Source organism: Streptomyces sp. NPDC015345, assembly GCF_043078805.1.
Classification (GTDB): domain Bacteria; phylum Actinomycetota; class Actinomycetes; order Streptomycetales; family Streptomycetaceae; genus Streptomyces.
The window spans coordinates 96,499-110,037 of sequence record NZ_JBIBTX010000003.1; the positions used below are offsets into that span (position 1 = coordinate 96,499).

At 71.6% G+C, this 13,539-nt stretch carries 13 protein-coding genes; 7 read left to right on the top strand and 6 right to left on the bottom strand.

The genetic code is table 11. The annotated features are described in order from the left end of the window. Nucleotides 1-8: 8 nt before the first annotated feature. The 4 genes from ACF062_RS12760 to ACF062_RS12775 form a co-directional block, all read right to left on the bottom strand. The gene (locus ACF062_RS12760; RefSeq protein WP_392137795.1) at nt 9-2,489 is read right to left on the bottom strand and encodes an ATP-binding protein; all 2,481 of its coding nucleotides are present in this window, start codon (nt 2,487-2,489) and stop codon (nt 9-11) included. A 216-nt stretch (nt 2,490-2,705) separates the two neighbouring features. Beyond that, on the bottom strand, nt 2,706-3,029 hold the full coding sequence (locus tag ACF062_RS12765; RefSeq protein ID WP_030792181.1) for an STAS domain-containing protein: 324 nt from the start codon (nt 3,027-3,029) through the stop codon (nt 2,706-2,708). A gap of 204 nt (nt 3,030-3,233) precedes the next feature. Then, nucleotides 3,234-4,082, bottom strand: coding sequence for a 3-hydroxyacyl-CoA dehydrogenase family protein (locus tag ACF062_RS12770; protein ID WP_127909439.1), 849 nt, complete (start codon nt 4,080-4,082; stop codon nt 3,234-3,236). Between the two features lie 158 nt (nt 4,083-4,240). Next, nucleotides 4,241-4,882: a TetR/AcrR family transcriptional regulator gene (locus ACF062_RS12775; protein WP_392137796.1), complete on the bottom strand. Its 642-nt coding sequence runs from the start codon at nt 4,880-4,882 to the stop codon at nt 4,241-4,243. 71 nt (nt 4,883-4,953) lie between these two features. On the opposite strand from ACF062_RS12775, the gene ACF062_RS12780 reads away from it, so the two are divergent. Together ACF062_RS12780 and ACF062_RS12785 are read left to right on the top strand one after the other, a co-directional pair. Continuing rightward, a complete protein-coding gene (locus ACF062_RS12780; protein ID WP_392137797.1) occupies nt 4,954-5,745 on the top strand; it encodes an ATP-binding cassette domain-containing protein in 792 nt (263 codons plus the stop codon). A gap of 18 nt (nt 5,746-5,763) precedes the next feature. After that, nucleotides 5,764-6,519, top strand: a complete 756-nt coding sequence (locus ACF062_RS12785; RefSeq protein ID WP_392137798.1) for an ABC transporter permease — start codon at nt 5,764-5,766, stop codon at nt 6,517-6,519. A 46-nt stretch (nt 6,520-6,565) separates the two neighbouring features. On the opposite strand, the gene ACF062_RS12790 is transcribed toward ACF062_RS12785, so the two are convergent. Next, nucleotides 6,566-7,789, bottom strand: coding sequence for a phosphatidylserine/phosphatidylglycerophosphate/cardiolipin synthase family protein (locus ACF062_RS12790; RefSeq protein ID WP_392137799.1), 1,224 nt, complete (start codon nt 7,787-7,789; stop codon nt 6,566-6,568). A gap of 172 nt (nt 7,790-7,961) precedes the next feature. On the opposite strand from ACF062_RS12790, the gene ACF062_RS12795 reads away from it, so the two are divergent. Together ACF062_RS12795 and ACF062_RS12800 are read left to right on the top strand one after the other, a co-directional pair. Further along, on the top strand, nt 7,962-8,204 hold the full coding sequence (locus tag ACF062_RS12795; RefSeq protein WP_392137800.1) for a DUF6411 family protein: 243 nt from the start codon (nt 7,962-7,964) through the stop codon (nt 8,202-8,204). Nucleotides 8,205-8,265: 61 nt separating this feature from the next. Beyond that, entirely contained in the window at nt 8,266-8,838 is a 573-nt protein-coding gene (locus tag ACF062_RS12800; protein WP_392137801.1) for a cob(I)yrinic acid a,c-diamide adenosyltransferase, read from the top strand. Nucleotides 8,839-8,844: 6 nt separating this feature from the next. On the opposite strand, the gene ACF062_RS12805 is transcribed toward ACF062_RS12800, so the two are convergent. After that, the gene (locus ACF062_RS12805; RefSeq protein WP_392137802.1) at nt 8,845-9,417 is read right to left on the bottom strand and encodes a hypothetical protein; all 573 of its coding nucleotides are present in this window, start codon (nt 9,415-9,417) and stop codon (nt 8,845-8,847) included. Nucleotides 9,418-9,570: 153 nt separating this feature from the next. On the opposite strand from ACF062_RS12805, the gene ACF062_RS12810 reads away from it, so the two are divergent. The 3 genes from ACF062_RS12810 to ACF062_RS12820 all read left to right on the top strand — a co-directional run bounded on the left by ACF062_RS12810 (nt 9,571) and on the right by ACF062_RS12820 (nt 13,470). Continuing rightward, nucleotides 9,571-10,773 (top strand): sensor histidine kinase, encoded by a 1,203-nt coding sequence (locus ACF062_RS12810; RefSeq protein WP_392137803.1) that lies wholly within the window; start codon nt 9,571-9,573, stop codon nt 10,771-10,773. Then, entirely contained in the window at nt 10,770-11,420 is a 651-nt protein-coding gene (locus ACF062_RS12815; RefSeq protein ID WP_392137804.1) for a response regulator, read from the top strand. Before ACF062_RS12810 ends, ACF062_RS12815 begins: the two co-directional genes overlap by 4 nt. A gap of 235 nt (nt 11,421-11,655) precedes the next feature. Beyond that, nucleotides 11,656-13,470: a glycosyl hydrolase family 18 protein gene (locus ACF062_RS12820; RefSeq protein WP_392137805.1), complete on the top strand. Its 1,815-nt coding sequence runs from the start codon at nt 11,656-11,658 to the stop codon at nt 13,468-13,470. Nucleotides 13,471-13,539: the final 69 nt, after the last annotated feature.

Genomic DNA, 13,539 nt, shown 5'->3' on the forward strand with positions numbered 1-13,539 from the left:
GGGGACGGTCAGGCGGCCGACGACGAGGCGGCCGGGCCACCCGCCGAGCTCGACATGTCGGGCGAGGACGGCGGGGCCTCGGTGGTGGGCGGGACCGTCGGGGGTGTGGTCGGCGGGTCCGTCGGCTTGTCGGTCGGCTTGTCCGTCGGTTTGTCGGTGGGCTTGTCGGTCGGTTTGTCGGTGGGCTTGTCCGTCGGTTTGTCCGTGGGCCTGTCGGTCGGCTTGTCCGGCGGCTTGCCGGTCGGCTCGTCCGTGGGCTTGTCCGACGGCTCCGCGCTGCCGCTCGGCCTGCCCGATGGCTCGCCGGTCGCGGACGGCTTCGGGTCGTCCGCGGTGCCGACGACGCCGTCCTTGCCGGGGTCGCGGGGGCGGCTCGTGGAGTCCTCCTGCGGCTCGTCGGCGCTCAGGCCGCCGCCGTCGCGGTCCTCCTCGGCGGACTGCTCCGTCTTGACCCGGTCGCTCTCGGGGCGGTCGTTGTCGGAGGTGGCGCCGAGCGTGACGACGGTGCCGAGGACGGCGGCGAGCAGGGCTCCGGCGCCCGCGGCGACGAGGTTGCGCCGGGTGCCGCCGAGGATGGAGCGGCGGCTCGGCGCCGGGCCCGCGCCGGGCACGGCCTTGTCGGCGACCAGGGTGACCGGCTCGGTGGGCGGCTCGGGCAGCGCGAAGGCCGCGGGGACGCCGCCGGGGGGCGACGCCGACTCCTCGTAGCGCGCGTCGGGGACCTCCTCGCCCGCGGCCGTGCGCCCGCCGGGCGGTGTGCCGCCGGAGCGGTCCGCGACCAGGGCGAGGGCCCGGCGCCCGGAGATCATGCCGCGCTTGTCGGCGAGGGCGCCGCGCAGCCCGATGGAGGCCTCCAGCTCGGCGCGGGCCCGGTCCAGCTGCCCGCCGCAGAGCGCGAGGATCCCCAACTCGTGGTGGAAGTAAGCCTCTTCGGCGACCTCTCCGGCGTTGCGTGCCGCTTCCTGGCCGGACCGCAGGGCACGCTCCCAGGCGCCCCAGTGGAGCCCTCCGGCGAAGGCGGGTGCGGCGGTGCGGGCCAGCAGTACGGCGGCGCCGCTCTCGGAGGCGACCAGGGCGGCGAGGGCTGCCTGCACGGCGTCCGCCTCGGCGGCCACCCGCTCCGGGGTGACCGAGGGGTGCCCGGCCCACCAGGCGTAGTGCCGGCCGGCGGTCCTGGCGTGCTCGGCGGCCCCGTCGGCGTACCCGGAGCCCTCCAGCTGGGCCCGGACTCCGGCGGCGAGGCGGTAGCGCGAGCCGACGGCGGTGACCAGGGCGCAGCCGACGAGCTCGGCGAGGGCCGCGTCGGCGTGGGTGTCGCCGACCAGGGCGGGCAGGTGGGCCTGGTGCGGCAGTTCGCCGCCGAGGGCGACGGCGAACTTCAGGGTGTCGCGGGCGGACGGGCTGAGCCGTGAGGCGAGCAGCGCGGCGGGCGCGGCCCCGTCGGCGAGCGAGGGCAGCGGGACCTCGGCGGCGTCGGCGTCGAAGGGCGCGTCGGCGAAGGTCTGGGCGGTGGCCTGGACGTAGTGGCCGTTCTCCTCGAAGGCGTGCGGGTCGGCGCGGAGTTGGTCGCGCTGGCGCAGCAGGGCGCCCGCCTGGACGAAGCGCAGGGGCAGGCCCTCGGACTCGAACCACAGGTCGCCCGCCCAGTTGGCCTCCTCGTCGTCGAGGACACGGCCGACGGCGCGCTCCAGGAGTTCGAGGCCGCCGCCGCGGCCGAGGCCGGCGAGGAAGACCTCTTCGAGGCGGGAGTCGACGGAGGGGGCGGCGACGTCGGGTGTCGTGGAGAGGAGGAAGGCGCACTCGGGTGTCGCGTCGAGCAGTTCGTCGAGGGCCTCCCCGCCGAACTCCAGGTCGTCGAGGACGACGACCGCGCCGATGTCGCGGACGAGTTCGAGCAGCAGGGAGCGCTCGGGGCGGTGCAGGGGCGCGTTGTAGACGGTGGCGAAGAGGTCGTGGAGCAGTTCGCCGGGCGTCTTGCGGTAGCCGCAGAGCCGGACGACGCCGTCGGGTGCGAGGTCCGCGCAGTCGTCGGCGACGGCGTTGAGGAGCGCTGTGCGGCCCGATCCGGCGGGCCCGGTGAGCCGGACCGAGCGGCCGCGCGCGAGGAGCCGTACGAGGCGCTCACGCTCTTCCTGGCGTTCCAGGAGGGGGAGCCTCGGCAGGGCGGGGCCCGGCGGGACGGGCGGCATGGCGGCGCGGCGCAGTTCGGCGCGTTCGGCGGCGGTGCGCTTGGTGGGGCGCTCGGGCCGCTCCCCGGGCGGGCAGGGCTCTATCTCGCTGCCGTCGACGGGGTTGACGGTGAGCAGGAAGTCGCCCGAGACCAGCTGGACGGTGCGGGCCAGCGCGGGTGCGGGCTGGCCGAAGTCGGGCGTCAGAGGATCACGTGGACGCGGCGGGCGCGCCGGCCCGTCGTGGTCGTCATGGCCGTCGCCACCGTGGTCGTGGCCGTACTCTTCGGGACCGTGGCCCATCGGGGTCGTCGGGTCCATCGGGTTCATGGTCAAAGCCCCCCAGATGCGTGTGTGCAGAGCCCCCTCCGGCCTTCGTGCACACTGTGCTGTCGCTTCTGGTCCGGTGCCCCCGCGCGGGTTCGTCTATCGGTGGGCGACCGAACCCTAGGCCTTCGCCCAGTATCTACGAGAGGGCGGGGTACCGCTCCGCCCGAGACGTCACAGTCTCGTGAGGATTGCGCGTGAGGTGCCGGTTCAGGCCCTGGGGAGCGATTCGACGCCGATGCCGCCTTCGATGGCGAGGATGCGGTGCAGCCTCGTCGCGACGAGCAGGCGCTGCATCTGCGGCGGCACGTGGCGCAGGACGAGCCTGCGTCCGCACCGCCCGGCGCGGCGGTGGGCGCCCATGATGACGCCGAGTCCCGTGGCGTCCCACGAGTCGAGTTCGGACAGGTCCAGCACCAGGTCGCCGGCGCCGTCGTCGACGGCCGAGTGCAGGACCGTACGGGCGTCCGCCGCGCTGCGTACGTCGAGGCGGCCCCCGACGACCAGCTGGGCCTGGTCGCCCCTGATGTGCATATGCGCTCCCGAGAGTGCCGTGTCTGCTGTGACGTCTGATCCGTGAGTCGTCTGCGTATGTCACTGCAACTGACTGCCGCATGGGCAAGGAAGTTGCCGTCTGTAAGCGAACCGATACCGAATTCACTCCGAGGAGTGACCCAAGGAAGCGACGAACCGTCGGACGAGGCGTCAGAAGGCATCCGTGGCAGACGTGGGTTTGGCTCAGTGCTTGTAGAAGCCCTGCCCGCTCTTGCGCCCGATGTCACCGGCGTCAACCATCCGGCGCATCAGCTCCGGGGGCGCGAACTTCTCGTCCTGGGACTCCGTGTAGATGTTGCTCGTGGCGTGCAGCAGGATGTCGACGCCGGTGAGGTCGGCGGTCGCGAGCGGGCCCATGGCGTGGCCGAAGCCGAGCTTGCAGGCGATGTCGATGTCCTCGGCGGTGGCCACGCCCGACTCGTAGAGCTTGGCGGCCTCGACGACGAGCGCGGAGATCAGACGGGTCGTCACGAAGCCGGCGACGTCGCGGTTGACGACGATGCAGGTCTTGCCGACGGACTCGGCGAACTCCCTGGTGCGGGCGAGGGTTTCGTCGCTGGTCTTGTAGCCGCGCACCAGTTCGCACAGCTGCATCATCGGGACCGGCGAGAAGAAGTGGGCGCCGACGACACGCTCCGGACGCTCCGTCACGGCCGCGATCTTGGTGATCGGGATGGCGGAGGTGTTGGAGGCGAGCACCGCGTCGTCGCGCACGAGCTTGTCCAGCGTGCGGAAGATCTCGTGCTTGACCTCGAGCTTCTCGAAGACGGCCTCGACGACGATGTCCGCGTCGGCGACGGCGTCCAGGTCGGTGGTGGTGGTGATGCGGGCCAGGGCGGCCTCGGCGTCGTCGGCGGCGAGCTTGCCCTTGCCCACGAACTTGTCGTACGACGCCTTGATCCCGTCGGTGCCACGGGTCAGTGCCTCGTCGGTGACGTCGCGCAGGACGACGTCCCAGCCCGCCTGGGCGGAGACCTGAGCGATGCCGGACCCCATGAGTCCGGCTCCGATGACGGCGAGCTTCCGTGCCACTGTTCCGACTCCCCTACCGCTTGTCACGCTTGGCCTGCACGCTGTTTACGTATGCCTCTGGAGCGGACATTAGCGGCCGTGAGGGCGCCTGTGGCGGTGAAGAGATGCGCGTCACGTCTCAACTGACGGACATCACACCCGTACGCGCCGCTCACGTGTCACCCGGCGCCCCGCACCGCGTAGTTGAGCACCTTCTCGCCGAGGAGCTCCTCCATCTCGTCGAGCAGGCCGAGCGCCTCGCGGGAGACCTCGGCGGCCTCGCGGCGCTTGGTCATCTCGTCGCCGATCCAGCCCATGAGGGTGCCGTGGATCCAGGAGAGCTGTCCGGCGACGAGCGCGGGCAGCGGGTCGCCCTCGGCCGCGCCCGTCTCCTCGGCGAGGGTCCTTGTGAGGTGGTCGAGGGCCTCCTGCTGGATGGCCCAGAGGCGGGAGCGCAGCGGCTGCGCCTCGGTGATGACCTTCATGAAGTCGGCCCAGCCGGGGAAGAGCCCGACGCCCGGCGAGAGCCCCTCGACGTCGGCGCGGAGTTCGCGCAGGACCGCGGCGGCGGCGGACTCGCCGTCGCGGCGGCCGCGCACGTAGCGGGAGAGCCGGTCGACGGCGTCCTCGCCCCGGTCGAGGAAGAGGTCCTCCTTGGCCGGGAAGTAGTTGTAGACCGTGTTGACGGAGACGTCGGCGGCCTCGGCGATGTCGGCGATGGTGACCGTGACGAAGCCGTGCTCCAGGAAGAGCCCGGTCGCGATGTCCGAGATCCGCTGCTTCGTCTGCCGCTTCTTGCGCTCCCTGAGCCCCTCAGCCATGCCGCCATCCTAGGCGCCCTGAAAACTTGGTGGCATTGCAAATTTTCAGTGACTCTGTTTTTGTGGTCGCCATGGCAATCATCAGCACCGCCGGGCTCGCCCGGACCTTCGCGACGAAGAACGGCGCCGTCGAGGCCGTGCGCGGCATCGACCTGACCGTGCAGCCCGGCGAGATCCTCGGCTTCCTCGGGCCCAACGGCGCGGGCAAGACGACCACGCTGCGCATGCTCACCACGCTGCTCGCGCCCACCGGCGGCGCCGCCACCGTCGCGGGCCACGACCTGCTCAAGGACCCCGCCGGCGTACGGGAGAAGATCGGTTACGTCGCCCAGTCCGGCGGCGTCGACCTCAGCATCTCCGTACGCGAGGAACTGATCACCCAGGGGCGCCTCTACCGCCTGACGAGAGATCAGGCCGCCGCCCGGGCCGACGAACTGGCGCGGGACCTCGGTCTCACCGAGCTGATGGAGCGGCCCTGCGCCGCCCTCTCGGGTGGTCAGCGGCGGCGGCTCGACATCGCCATGGGGCTGACCCACCGGCCCGAGGTGCTCTTCCTCGACGAGCCGACCACCGGACTCGACCCGGGCAGCCGGGCCGACCTGTGGGCGCTGGTGCGGCGGCTGCGCGACGAGCACGGCACGACGGTCTTCCTCACCACGCACTACCTCGACGAGGCCGACGCGCTCTCCGACCGCCTGGTCGTCGTCGACAAGGGCGTCGTGGTCGCCGAGGGCACGCCGAGCGCGCTCAAGCTCAAGTACGGCGGCTCGATCGACGCCTCGCTCCAGGACACCTTCCTCGCCATCACCGGGCGCGACATCGACCCCCATCACACCGCCGACACGGCTCCCCTCGCCGTCTGAGACCCCAGGACCCCACCGATGCCCGCACTGCTCTCCGACACCGCGCTGATCTTCGGGCGGTACGCCCGGCAGACCCTGCGCTCCAAGTTCCAGATCTTCTTCGGCGTCCTGACGCCCCTGCTCTACCTGCTCTTCTTCGGACCGCTCCTCACCGATCTGCCGCTCGGCCCCGAGGGCGACTCCTGGCAGGTGCTCGTGCCGGGCCTGCTGCTCCAGCTCGGGCTGCTCGGCGCCTCGTTCAGCGGCTTCGCGCTCATCATCGAGAAGCAGTTCGGCGTGGTGGAGCGGATGCGGGTGACGCCCGTCAGCCGCCTCGCGCTGCTGCTCGGCCGGGTCCTGCGCGACGCCACGCTCTTCGTCTTCCAGGCGGTGCTGCTGGTGCTCGCCGCGCTGCTGATGGGGCTCAGGGCGCCGCTCGGCGGCATCCTCATCGGGTTCGCCTTCGTGGCGCTGCTGAGCGCCTCGCTCGCCGCGCTCTCGTACGCGCTGGCCATGAAGGTCGCCAAGGCGCACGAGTTCGGGCCCGCGGTGAACGCCATCAGCCTGCCCTCGGTGCTGCTGTCTGGCCTGATGCTGCCGATGGCGCTCGCGCCGGCCTGGCTGGACGTGCTCTCGCACTTCATGCCGTTCCGCTACCTCGTCGACGCGGTGCGGGCCGGCTACGTGGGCGACTACGCCTCCACGACCATGCTGTACGGCGTCCTGATGGCGCTCGCCTTCGTGCTGCTGTCCGTGACGGTGGGCACACGCGTCTTCAAGAAGGCCGGGGCGTGACGAGAACGCGTCGCGTCCGGCACGCGCCCACGGCGCCGTGGGCGCGTCACAGGAACCGGCGCATGGGCTGGACGCTCATCTCACGGGCCCGCTGAACGAGGGAGCGTCTCTGCCACCGGCCACGCCGGATCAGTTCACTGGCCCTGACATCCTCGTCGTAGTGCGCGTCCAGTGTCGCGGTGAACTCCTGGTCGAGGACGGCGAGCATGACCTCCTCGTCGTGATCGAGGGAGCGCCGGTTGAAGTTGGTCGAGCCGATCAGCGCGGCGACACCGTCGACGGTGATGACCTTGGCGTGCAGCATCGTCGGCTGGTACTCGTAGATCCTCGCCCCACAGCGGATGAGGTCCTCGTAGTGGTGCTGCCCGGCCAGCCGGGACACCCGCTTGTCGGTGTGCGGGCCGGGCAGCAGGATCTCCACCTCGACGCCGCGCCGCGCGGCGGCGCAGAGCAGCTCGACGAAGTACGCGTCCGGCGAGAAGTAGGCCGTGGCCAGCCGGAAGCGGTCCTCCGCGGACTCGACCATGACGCGGATCAGGGTCTGCATGTCCTGCCAGCCGAAGCTGGCCGAGCCGCGCACCACCTGCACGACGGCGTCGCCCTGCGGGCGGTGCCCGATGAACCGGTCCCGGTCGTCGAAGAGTTCGCCGTGGCACTCGGCCCAGTTCTGCGCGAACGCCGCGGCGATGCCGTCCACCGCGGGGCCGTGTACCTCGACGTGGGTGTCGCGCCACTCGTCGGGGTTACGGGCGTCGCCGCACCACTCCTCGGCGATGCCCACCCCGCCGGTGAAGGCGGTCTCCTCGTCGACGACGAGGACCTTGCGGTGGCAGCGGTGGTTCTGCTTGAAGGGCGACAGATGCAGCGGCTTGCGGAACCACGCCACCTGCACCCCGGCCCGCTCCATCACCCGCAGCTGGTCGGCCTCGATCAACCGGCTGCCGAAGCCGTCGAGCAGCAGCCGCACCCGCAGCCCGGCGCGGGCCCGCTCCGCGAGGGCGTCGGCGAACCGGTGGGCGATGTCGCCCTTCCAGTAGACGAAGGTCATCATGTCGACCGTGTGCTCGGCGGTCCGGATCGCGGCCAGCATGGCGGCGAATATCTCGTCGCCGTTGCGCAGGACGGTCAGCGCGTTGCCCTCGGTCGCCGCGATGCCGATCAGCCGCTCCAGACGCCGCCGTATCCGCGCGACGCGATCCGTCGCGGACGGGCGACCCGGCCCTCCGGTGACGTCCGAGGTCAGCTCGGGGGACTCCTGCGTACCGGTCATGGCATTCCCTGGCCGGAGCACGACGAGGATACGTCGGGCCGCGGCGCCCGGTCCGGCACGGGCTGAGCGGCGAGCCGACTGTACCCCCGCCCCCATGAGCGGGCCGCGGTCGGCGCATGGGCCATGGCTGCCGGGGCAGACGGGAGGCGTACCCCACCTCAGGGAGCCCCTCATGATGGTTGTCGGTATCGTCGCCGTCTGCGTCGTCCTGGCCGTCCTGGCCTTCTTCGTCCCCCGCATGTCCCGGCACCCCGAACGCGGCACCCAGCGCACCCTGGGAGCCGGTTCACGCGCCGGCGGCAAGGCCCCCGGAATCCTGGGCCGCCTCTTCAGCAAGCCCTTCCGCAGCAGCTCCAAGGCGGTGGGCCGCAGCGGGTCCGCCGGCCGACGCGCGCGCGGGCGCATGCCCTTCTGACACCCCGGGCGGCGGCTCCTCGGCACTCACCTCATCGGCGTCCCCCTCTACGCTGGCCCGCATGGTCAATCTGACGCGCATCTACACAAGGACCGGCGACCAGGGCACGACGGCCCTCGGCGACATGAGCCGCACCGCCAAGACCGACCCGCGGATCGCGGCGTACGCCGACGCCAACGAGGCCAACGCGGCCATCGGCACGGCGGTCGCCCTCGGCGGGCTCACCGAGGAGGTCGTGAAGGTCCTGGTCCGGGTCCAGAACGACCTCTTCGACGTGGGCGCCGACCTCTCCACGCCGGTCGTCGAGGACCCGAAGTACCCGCCGCTGCGCGTCGAGCAGTCGTACATCGACAAGCTGGAGGCCGACTGCGACCGCTTCCTCGAAGAGCTGGAGAAGCTGCGCAGCTTCATCCTGCCGGGCGGCACGCCGGGCGCCGCGCTCCTGCACCAGGCGTGCACGGTGGTGCGGCGGGCCGAGCGCTCCACGTGGGCCGCGTTCGAGACCCACGGCGAGACCATGAACCCGCTGACGGCCACCTACCTCAACCGCCTCTCCGACCTCCTGTTCATCCTGGCCCGTACGGCCAACAAGGAGGTCGGGGACGTGCTGTGGGTGCCGGGCGGCGAGCGCTAGGCGCCGTCAGACCTTGGTCAGGGGCCGGTCCTCGTCCCGCTCCTGCGGGGCCGGGGCCCGCTTCGGGAACAGCGCGTAGGTGAGCGCGACCACGCCGTGGATGGTCGCCGCCCGCCAGGCGATGTGCATCCAGCCCTCCAGCGACGAGGTGCGGCCCGGGTCGTCGACGTACCACATGGCGAGCAGCAGCAGTGCGCTGGCGACGGCCGCCGCGACCAGGGTGCCGAGCCAGACCTTCGCCTCGTGCAGGGCGCGGGCCCGGCCGTAGCGCGGCGGTCGCGGCAGCGGCGCGCCGTCGAAGCGGTGCGCGGCGTGGCCGTCGAGCCACTTCACCGTGCGGTGGCCGTGGCCCACGGTGTAACCGATGTAGACCGCGGCGAGGCCGTGCTTCCAGCTCGGGTCGGCGCCGTTCTTCAGGTCGACGGCGGTCACGACCAGCAGCAGGACTTCGAGCAGCGGCTCGCACAGCAGGAGCGCGAGGCCGAGGCCCGGCTTGCGCAGCAGGTAGCGGGCGGCGAGGCCTGCCGCGAGCAGCACCCAGAATCCGACCTCACAGATGACGATCAGCGTGACGATCACGGCTCGCTCCTCTCGGTCACCCCTCAAGGCTCCCGCCGGACCGGGCGCGGATCATCGTCGCCAGTGACGAAGTGGGACTGCATCCTTCGATGTAGCGGGCGGTTCCTCCCTCAGGATCAGGCGTACGGCGCCCGCTGCGTGTTGGATGGAGCCATGGTCCTGGCCCTCCCCCGCCCGCAACGCGTCGACGTGCAGATCTCCGTCGTCAGCCTGCTCAGCGGGCTCGCGCTGTGGGCGCTCGGGCTGCACATGCAGACGGACCGGCTGCTCGGCGCCGACTGGGCGCTGATCCCCCTCTTCGTCCTCGCCGCGCTCGAACTGCTCCGCAGCAGCAGGCCGCAGGCCGCCCTGGTCCTCGCCACGTGCGCGCTGGTGTTCGACCAGTTCACGGCGGGCAGCCTCGCCTCCGTGATGATGTTCACGGACATCATGTACGCCGCCGTCGTCTACGGCACCCCGGCCGCCGCCCGGCGCATCCCGCTGACCACGGGCGCCATCACGGTCGCGGTGACGCTCGGGCTCCTCGCGTGGTGGCGCGAGCCCGAGGCCGTGCTCGTCGGTGTGCTGACCGGCATCGTGTCGTTCGGGCCCGCCGCCACCGGTGTCCTGGTGCGCAACCACCGCGAGGCCGCCGCGGCGGCGAAGCTGCGGGCCGAGCAGACCGCGCTGCTCGCCGAGATGGACCGTGCCCAGGCCGTCACGGCCGAACGCGCCAGGATGGCCCGGGAGCTGCACGACATGGTCGCCAACCACCTCTCGGCGATCGCCATCCACTCCACGGCCGCGCTCTCCCTGGACGACCCGCAGACCAGCAAGGACGCGCTCGGCGTCATCCGGGAGAACAGCGTCGAGGGCCTCGCCGAGATGCGCCGCCTCATCGGCATCCTGCGCGACGACAGCGGCGACCTGGAACCGGCCGCCGCCCCCACCCTCGACGGCCTCACCGCCCTCCTCGACGGCGCCCGCACCAACGGCCTCGACGTCACGCTCGACGACGCCCGAGCCCCGGACGACCCGAAGCTGCCCGCGCCGGTCGAGCTGGCGGCGTACCGCATCGTCCAGGAGTCCCTGACGAACGCCCTCAAGCACGCCTCCCCCGGCCGGGTCACCGTGAGCCTCGTCCAGGAGCCGCGTGCCCTGAAGGTCCGTGTCACCAGCCCGTACGACGATCCCGCCGGGCCCCGCGCCCCCGGCTCGGGCGCCGGCCTCGTCGGCATGCGCGAGCGCACCGAACTGCTCGGCGGCACCTTCGAGTCGGGCCCCGAGACCAGCCCGGAGAGCGAGGCCGGCGGCAAGGTCTGGACCGTCTCCGTGACCCTGCCCGTCGACCCCGCAGACGAAGGAGCCAAGGAATGATCAGGGTGTTGGTCGCCGAGGACCAGTCAGCCGTACGCGCGGGACTCGTCCTGATCCTGCGCAGCGCCCCCGACATCGAGGTGGTCGGCGAGGCGGCGGACGGCGAGCAGGCCGTGGCCCTCGCCCGCGAGCTGCGCCCGGACCTGATCCTGATGGACATACAGATGCCACGCCTTGACGGGGTGTCGGCGACGCGCCAGGTCGTCTCCGAGGGTCTTGCGGACGTCCTCGTCCTGACCACCTTCGATCTCGACGAGTACGTCTTCGGGGCGCTGCGCGCGGGCGCCTGCGGTTTCCTCCTGAAGAACACCGAGGCGAAGGACCTCATCGAGGGCGTCCGCACGGTCGCGCGCGGCGAGGGCCTCATCGCCCCGGCCGTCACCCGCCGCCTGATCGCCGAGTTCGCCGCCCCCGCGAAGCCCGTACGCAGGGAGAACGCGCCGGACCCCGCCGTCCTGGACAGTCTCACGCGCCGCGAGCGCGAGGTCCTGTCCTGCATCGGCGAGGGGCTGTCCAACGCGGAGATCGCGGACCGCCTCGCCATGGCGGAGGCGACGGTGAAGACGCATGTGAGCCGCCTCCTCGGCAAGCTGGAGCTGCGCAGCCGGGTGCAAGCGGCCGTGCTCGCGCAGGAGTTGGGGGTCTGAACGGGGATGCGATCGCGCCGGACCGGCACAATTCGGCCATTGGTTCAGACCTCTTGACCGCTGGTCCAGACCTTTCTATTCTCACCGCACTGCGGTGAGCACTCCCCCACGTGTCCACGTGCTCACGGGCGGCGCAGGGTCCCACCCCTAAGACCCCCGGATCTCACCCGAGGAGCACCTCGTGCGCTTCACACAGAGCGACACCCGCTCGAGACTCAGAATCAGACACAGAGCCGTGGCCGGACTCACCACGCTCCTGCTCCCGCTCGCCACCCTGGTCGCCCTCGGCGCTCCCGCCGAGGCGGCCCCCGAAGCCGCTCCCGAGGCCACCGCCACGTACGCCAAGACCCAGGACTGGGGCAGCGGCTTCGAGGGCAAGTGGACCATCAAGAACACCGGTACCACGACGCTCAGCGCGTGGAACGTCCAGTGGGACTTCCCCGCCGACACCAAGGTGACCTCCGCCTGGGACGCCACCGTCACCAACTCGGGCACCCGCTGGACCGCGAAGAACCTCGGCTGGAACGGCACGCTCGCCCCCGGCGCCTCGGTCTCCTTCGGCTTCAACGGCACCGGCTCCGGCGCCCCGTCCCAGTGCACGCTCAACGGCGGCAGCTGCGACGGCGGCAGCGTCCCCGGCGACGAGCCGCCCTCCGCGCCCGGCACCCCGACGGCCTCCGACGTCACCAACACGTCGGTGAAGCTGGCCTGGAAGGCCGCGACCGACGACAAGGGCGTCAAGAACTACGACGTCCTGCGCGACGGCGCCAAGGTCGCCACGGTCACGGACACCGCGTACACCGACGAGGGCCTGACCGCCGGCACCGACTACTCGTACACCGTGCAGGCCCGTGACACCGCCGGCCAGAACGGCCCGGCGAGCGGCGCCGTCAAGGTCCGCACCACCGGCGGCGGCGACCCGGGCCCCGGCCCGGGCGACAAGGTCAAGCTCGGCTACTTCACCGAGTGGGGCGTCTACGGACGCAACTACCACGCGAAGAACATCGCGACCTCCGGCTCCGCCGGCAAGATCACCCACATCAACTACAGCTTCGGGAACGTCCAGGGCGGCAAGTGCACCATGGGCGACGCCTACGCGGCGACCGACAAGGCCTACACCGCCGACCAGAGCGTCGACGGCGTCGCCGACACCTGGGACCAGCCGCTGCGCGGCAACTTCAACCAGCTGCGCAAGCTCAAGGCCAAGTACCCGAACATCAAGATCCTCTGGTCCTTCGGCGGCTGGACCTGGTCCGGCGGCTTCACCGACGCCATGAAGAACCCGGCGGCCTTCGCCAAGTCCTGCCACGACCTCGTCGAGGACCCGCGCTGGGCCGACGTCTTCGACGGCATCGACCTGGACTGGGAGTACCCGAACGCCTGCGGCCTGTCCTGCGACACCTCGGGCCCGGCCGTCTTCAAGACGATGATGCAGGCCTTCCGCAACGAGTTCGGCGCCAAGAACCTCGTCACCGCGGCCATCACCGCGGACGCCTCCAACGGCGGCAAGATCGACTCGGCCGACTACGGCGGCGCGGCGCAGTACGCCGACTGGTACAACGTGATGACGTACGACTTCTTCGGCGCGTGGGCGGCCAAGGGACCGACGGCCCCGCACTCCCCGCTCACCTCCTACGCCGGCATCCCGCAGGAGGGCTTCAACTCCGCGGCGGCGATCTCCAAGCTGAAGGCCAAGGGCGTGCCCTCGGCGAAGCTGCTGCTCGGCATCGGCTTCTACGGGCGGGGCTGGACCGGCGTCACCCAGAAGGAGCCGGGCGGCACGGCGACGGGCGCGGCGCCGGGCACCTACGAGGCGGGCATCGAGGACTACAAGGTCCTGAAGAACTCCTGCCCCGCGAACGGGACGGTGGCCGGTACGGCGTACGCCCACTGCGGCAGCAACTGGTGGTCGTACGACACCCCGGAGACCATCCGCTCCAAGATGGCCTGGGCCAAGCAGCAGGGTCTGGGCGGGGCGTTCTTCTGGGAGTTCAGCGGGGACACCAGCAACGGTGAGCTGGTGAGCGCCATCAATGACGGCCTGAAGTAAGCGCCGTCCACGGAACGAAGCCGGGGAGACAGGATCGCCCCCTGTCTCCCCGGCTTCTCTGTGTTCTGC

Excerpts from the sequence above, each read along its gene's own strand:
- ACF062_RS12760 (WP_392137795.1), bottom strand. The coding sequence starts at position 2,489 with ATGGACCCGACGACCCCGATGGGCCACGGTCCCGAAGAGTACGGCCAC.
- ACF062_RS12765 (WP_030792181.1), bottom strand. The coding sequence starts at position 3,029 with ATGCACATCAGGGGCGACCAGGCCCAGCTGGTCGTCGGGGGCCGCCTC.
- ACF062_RS12775 (WP_392137796.1), bottom strand. The coding sequence starts at position 4,882 with ATGGCTGAGGGGCTCAGGGAGCGCAAGAAGCGGCAGACGAAGCAGCGG.
- ACF062_RS12780 (WP_392137797.1), top strand. The coding sequence starts at position 4,954 with ATGGCAATCATCAGCACCGCCGGGCTCGCCCGGACCTTCGCGACGAAG.
- ACF062_RS12785 (WP_392137798.1), top strand. The coding sequence starts at position 5,764 with ATGCCCGCACTGCTCTCCGACACCGCGCTGATCTTCGGGCGGTACGCC.
- ACF062_RS12790 (WP_392137799.1), bottom strand. The coding sequence starts at position 7,789 with ATGACCGGTACGCAGGAGTCCCCCGAGCTGACCTCGGACGTCACCGGA.
- ACF062_RS12795 (WP_392137800.1), top strand. The coding sequence starts at position 7,962 with ATGATGGTTGTCGGTATCGTCGCCGTCTGCGTCGTCCTGGCCGTCCTG.
- ACF062_RS12800 (WP_392137801.1), top strand. The coding sequence starts at position 8,266 with ATGGTCAATCTGACGCGCATCTACACAAGGACCGGCGACCAGGGCACG.
- ACF062_RS12810 (WP_392137803.1), top strand. The coding sequence starts at position 9,571 with ATGGTCCTGGCCCTCCCCCGCCCGCAACGCGTCGACGTGCAGATCTCC.
- ACF062_RS12815 (WP_392137804.1), top strand. The coding sequence starts at position 10,770 with ATGATCAGGGTGTTGGTCGCCGAGGACCAGTCAGCCGTACGCGCGGGA.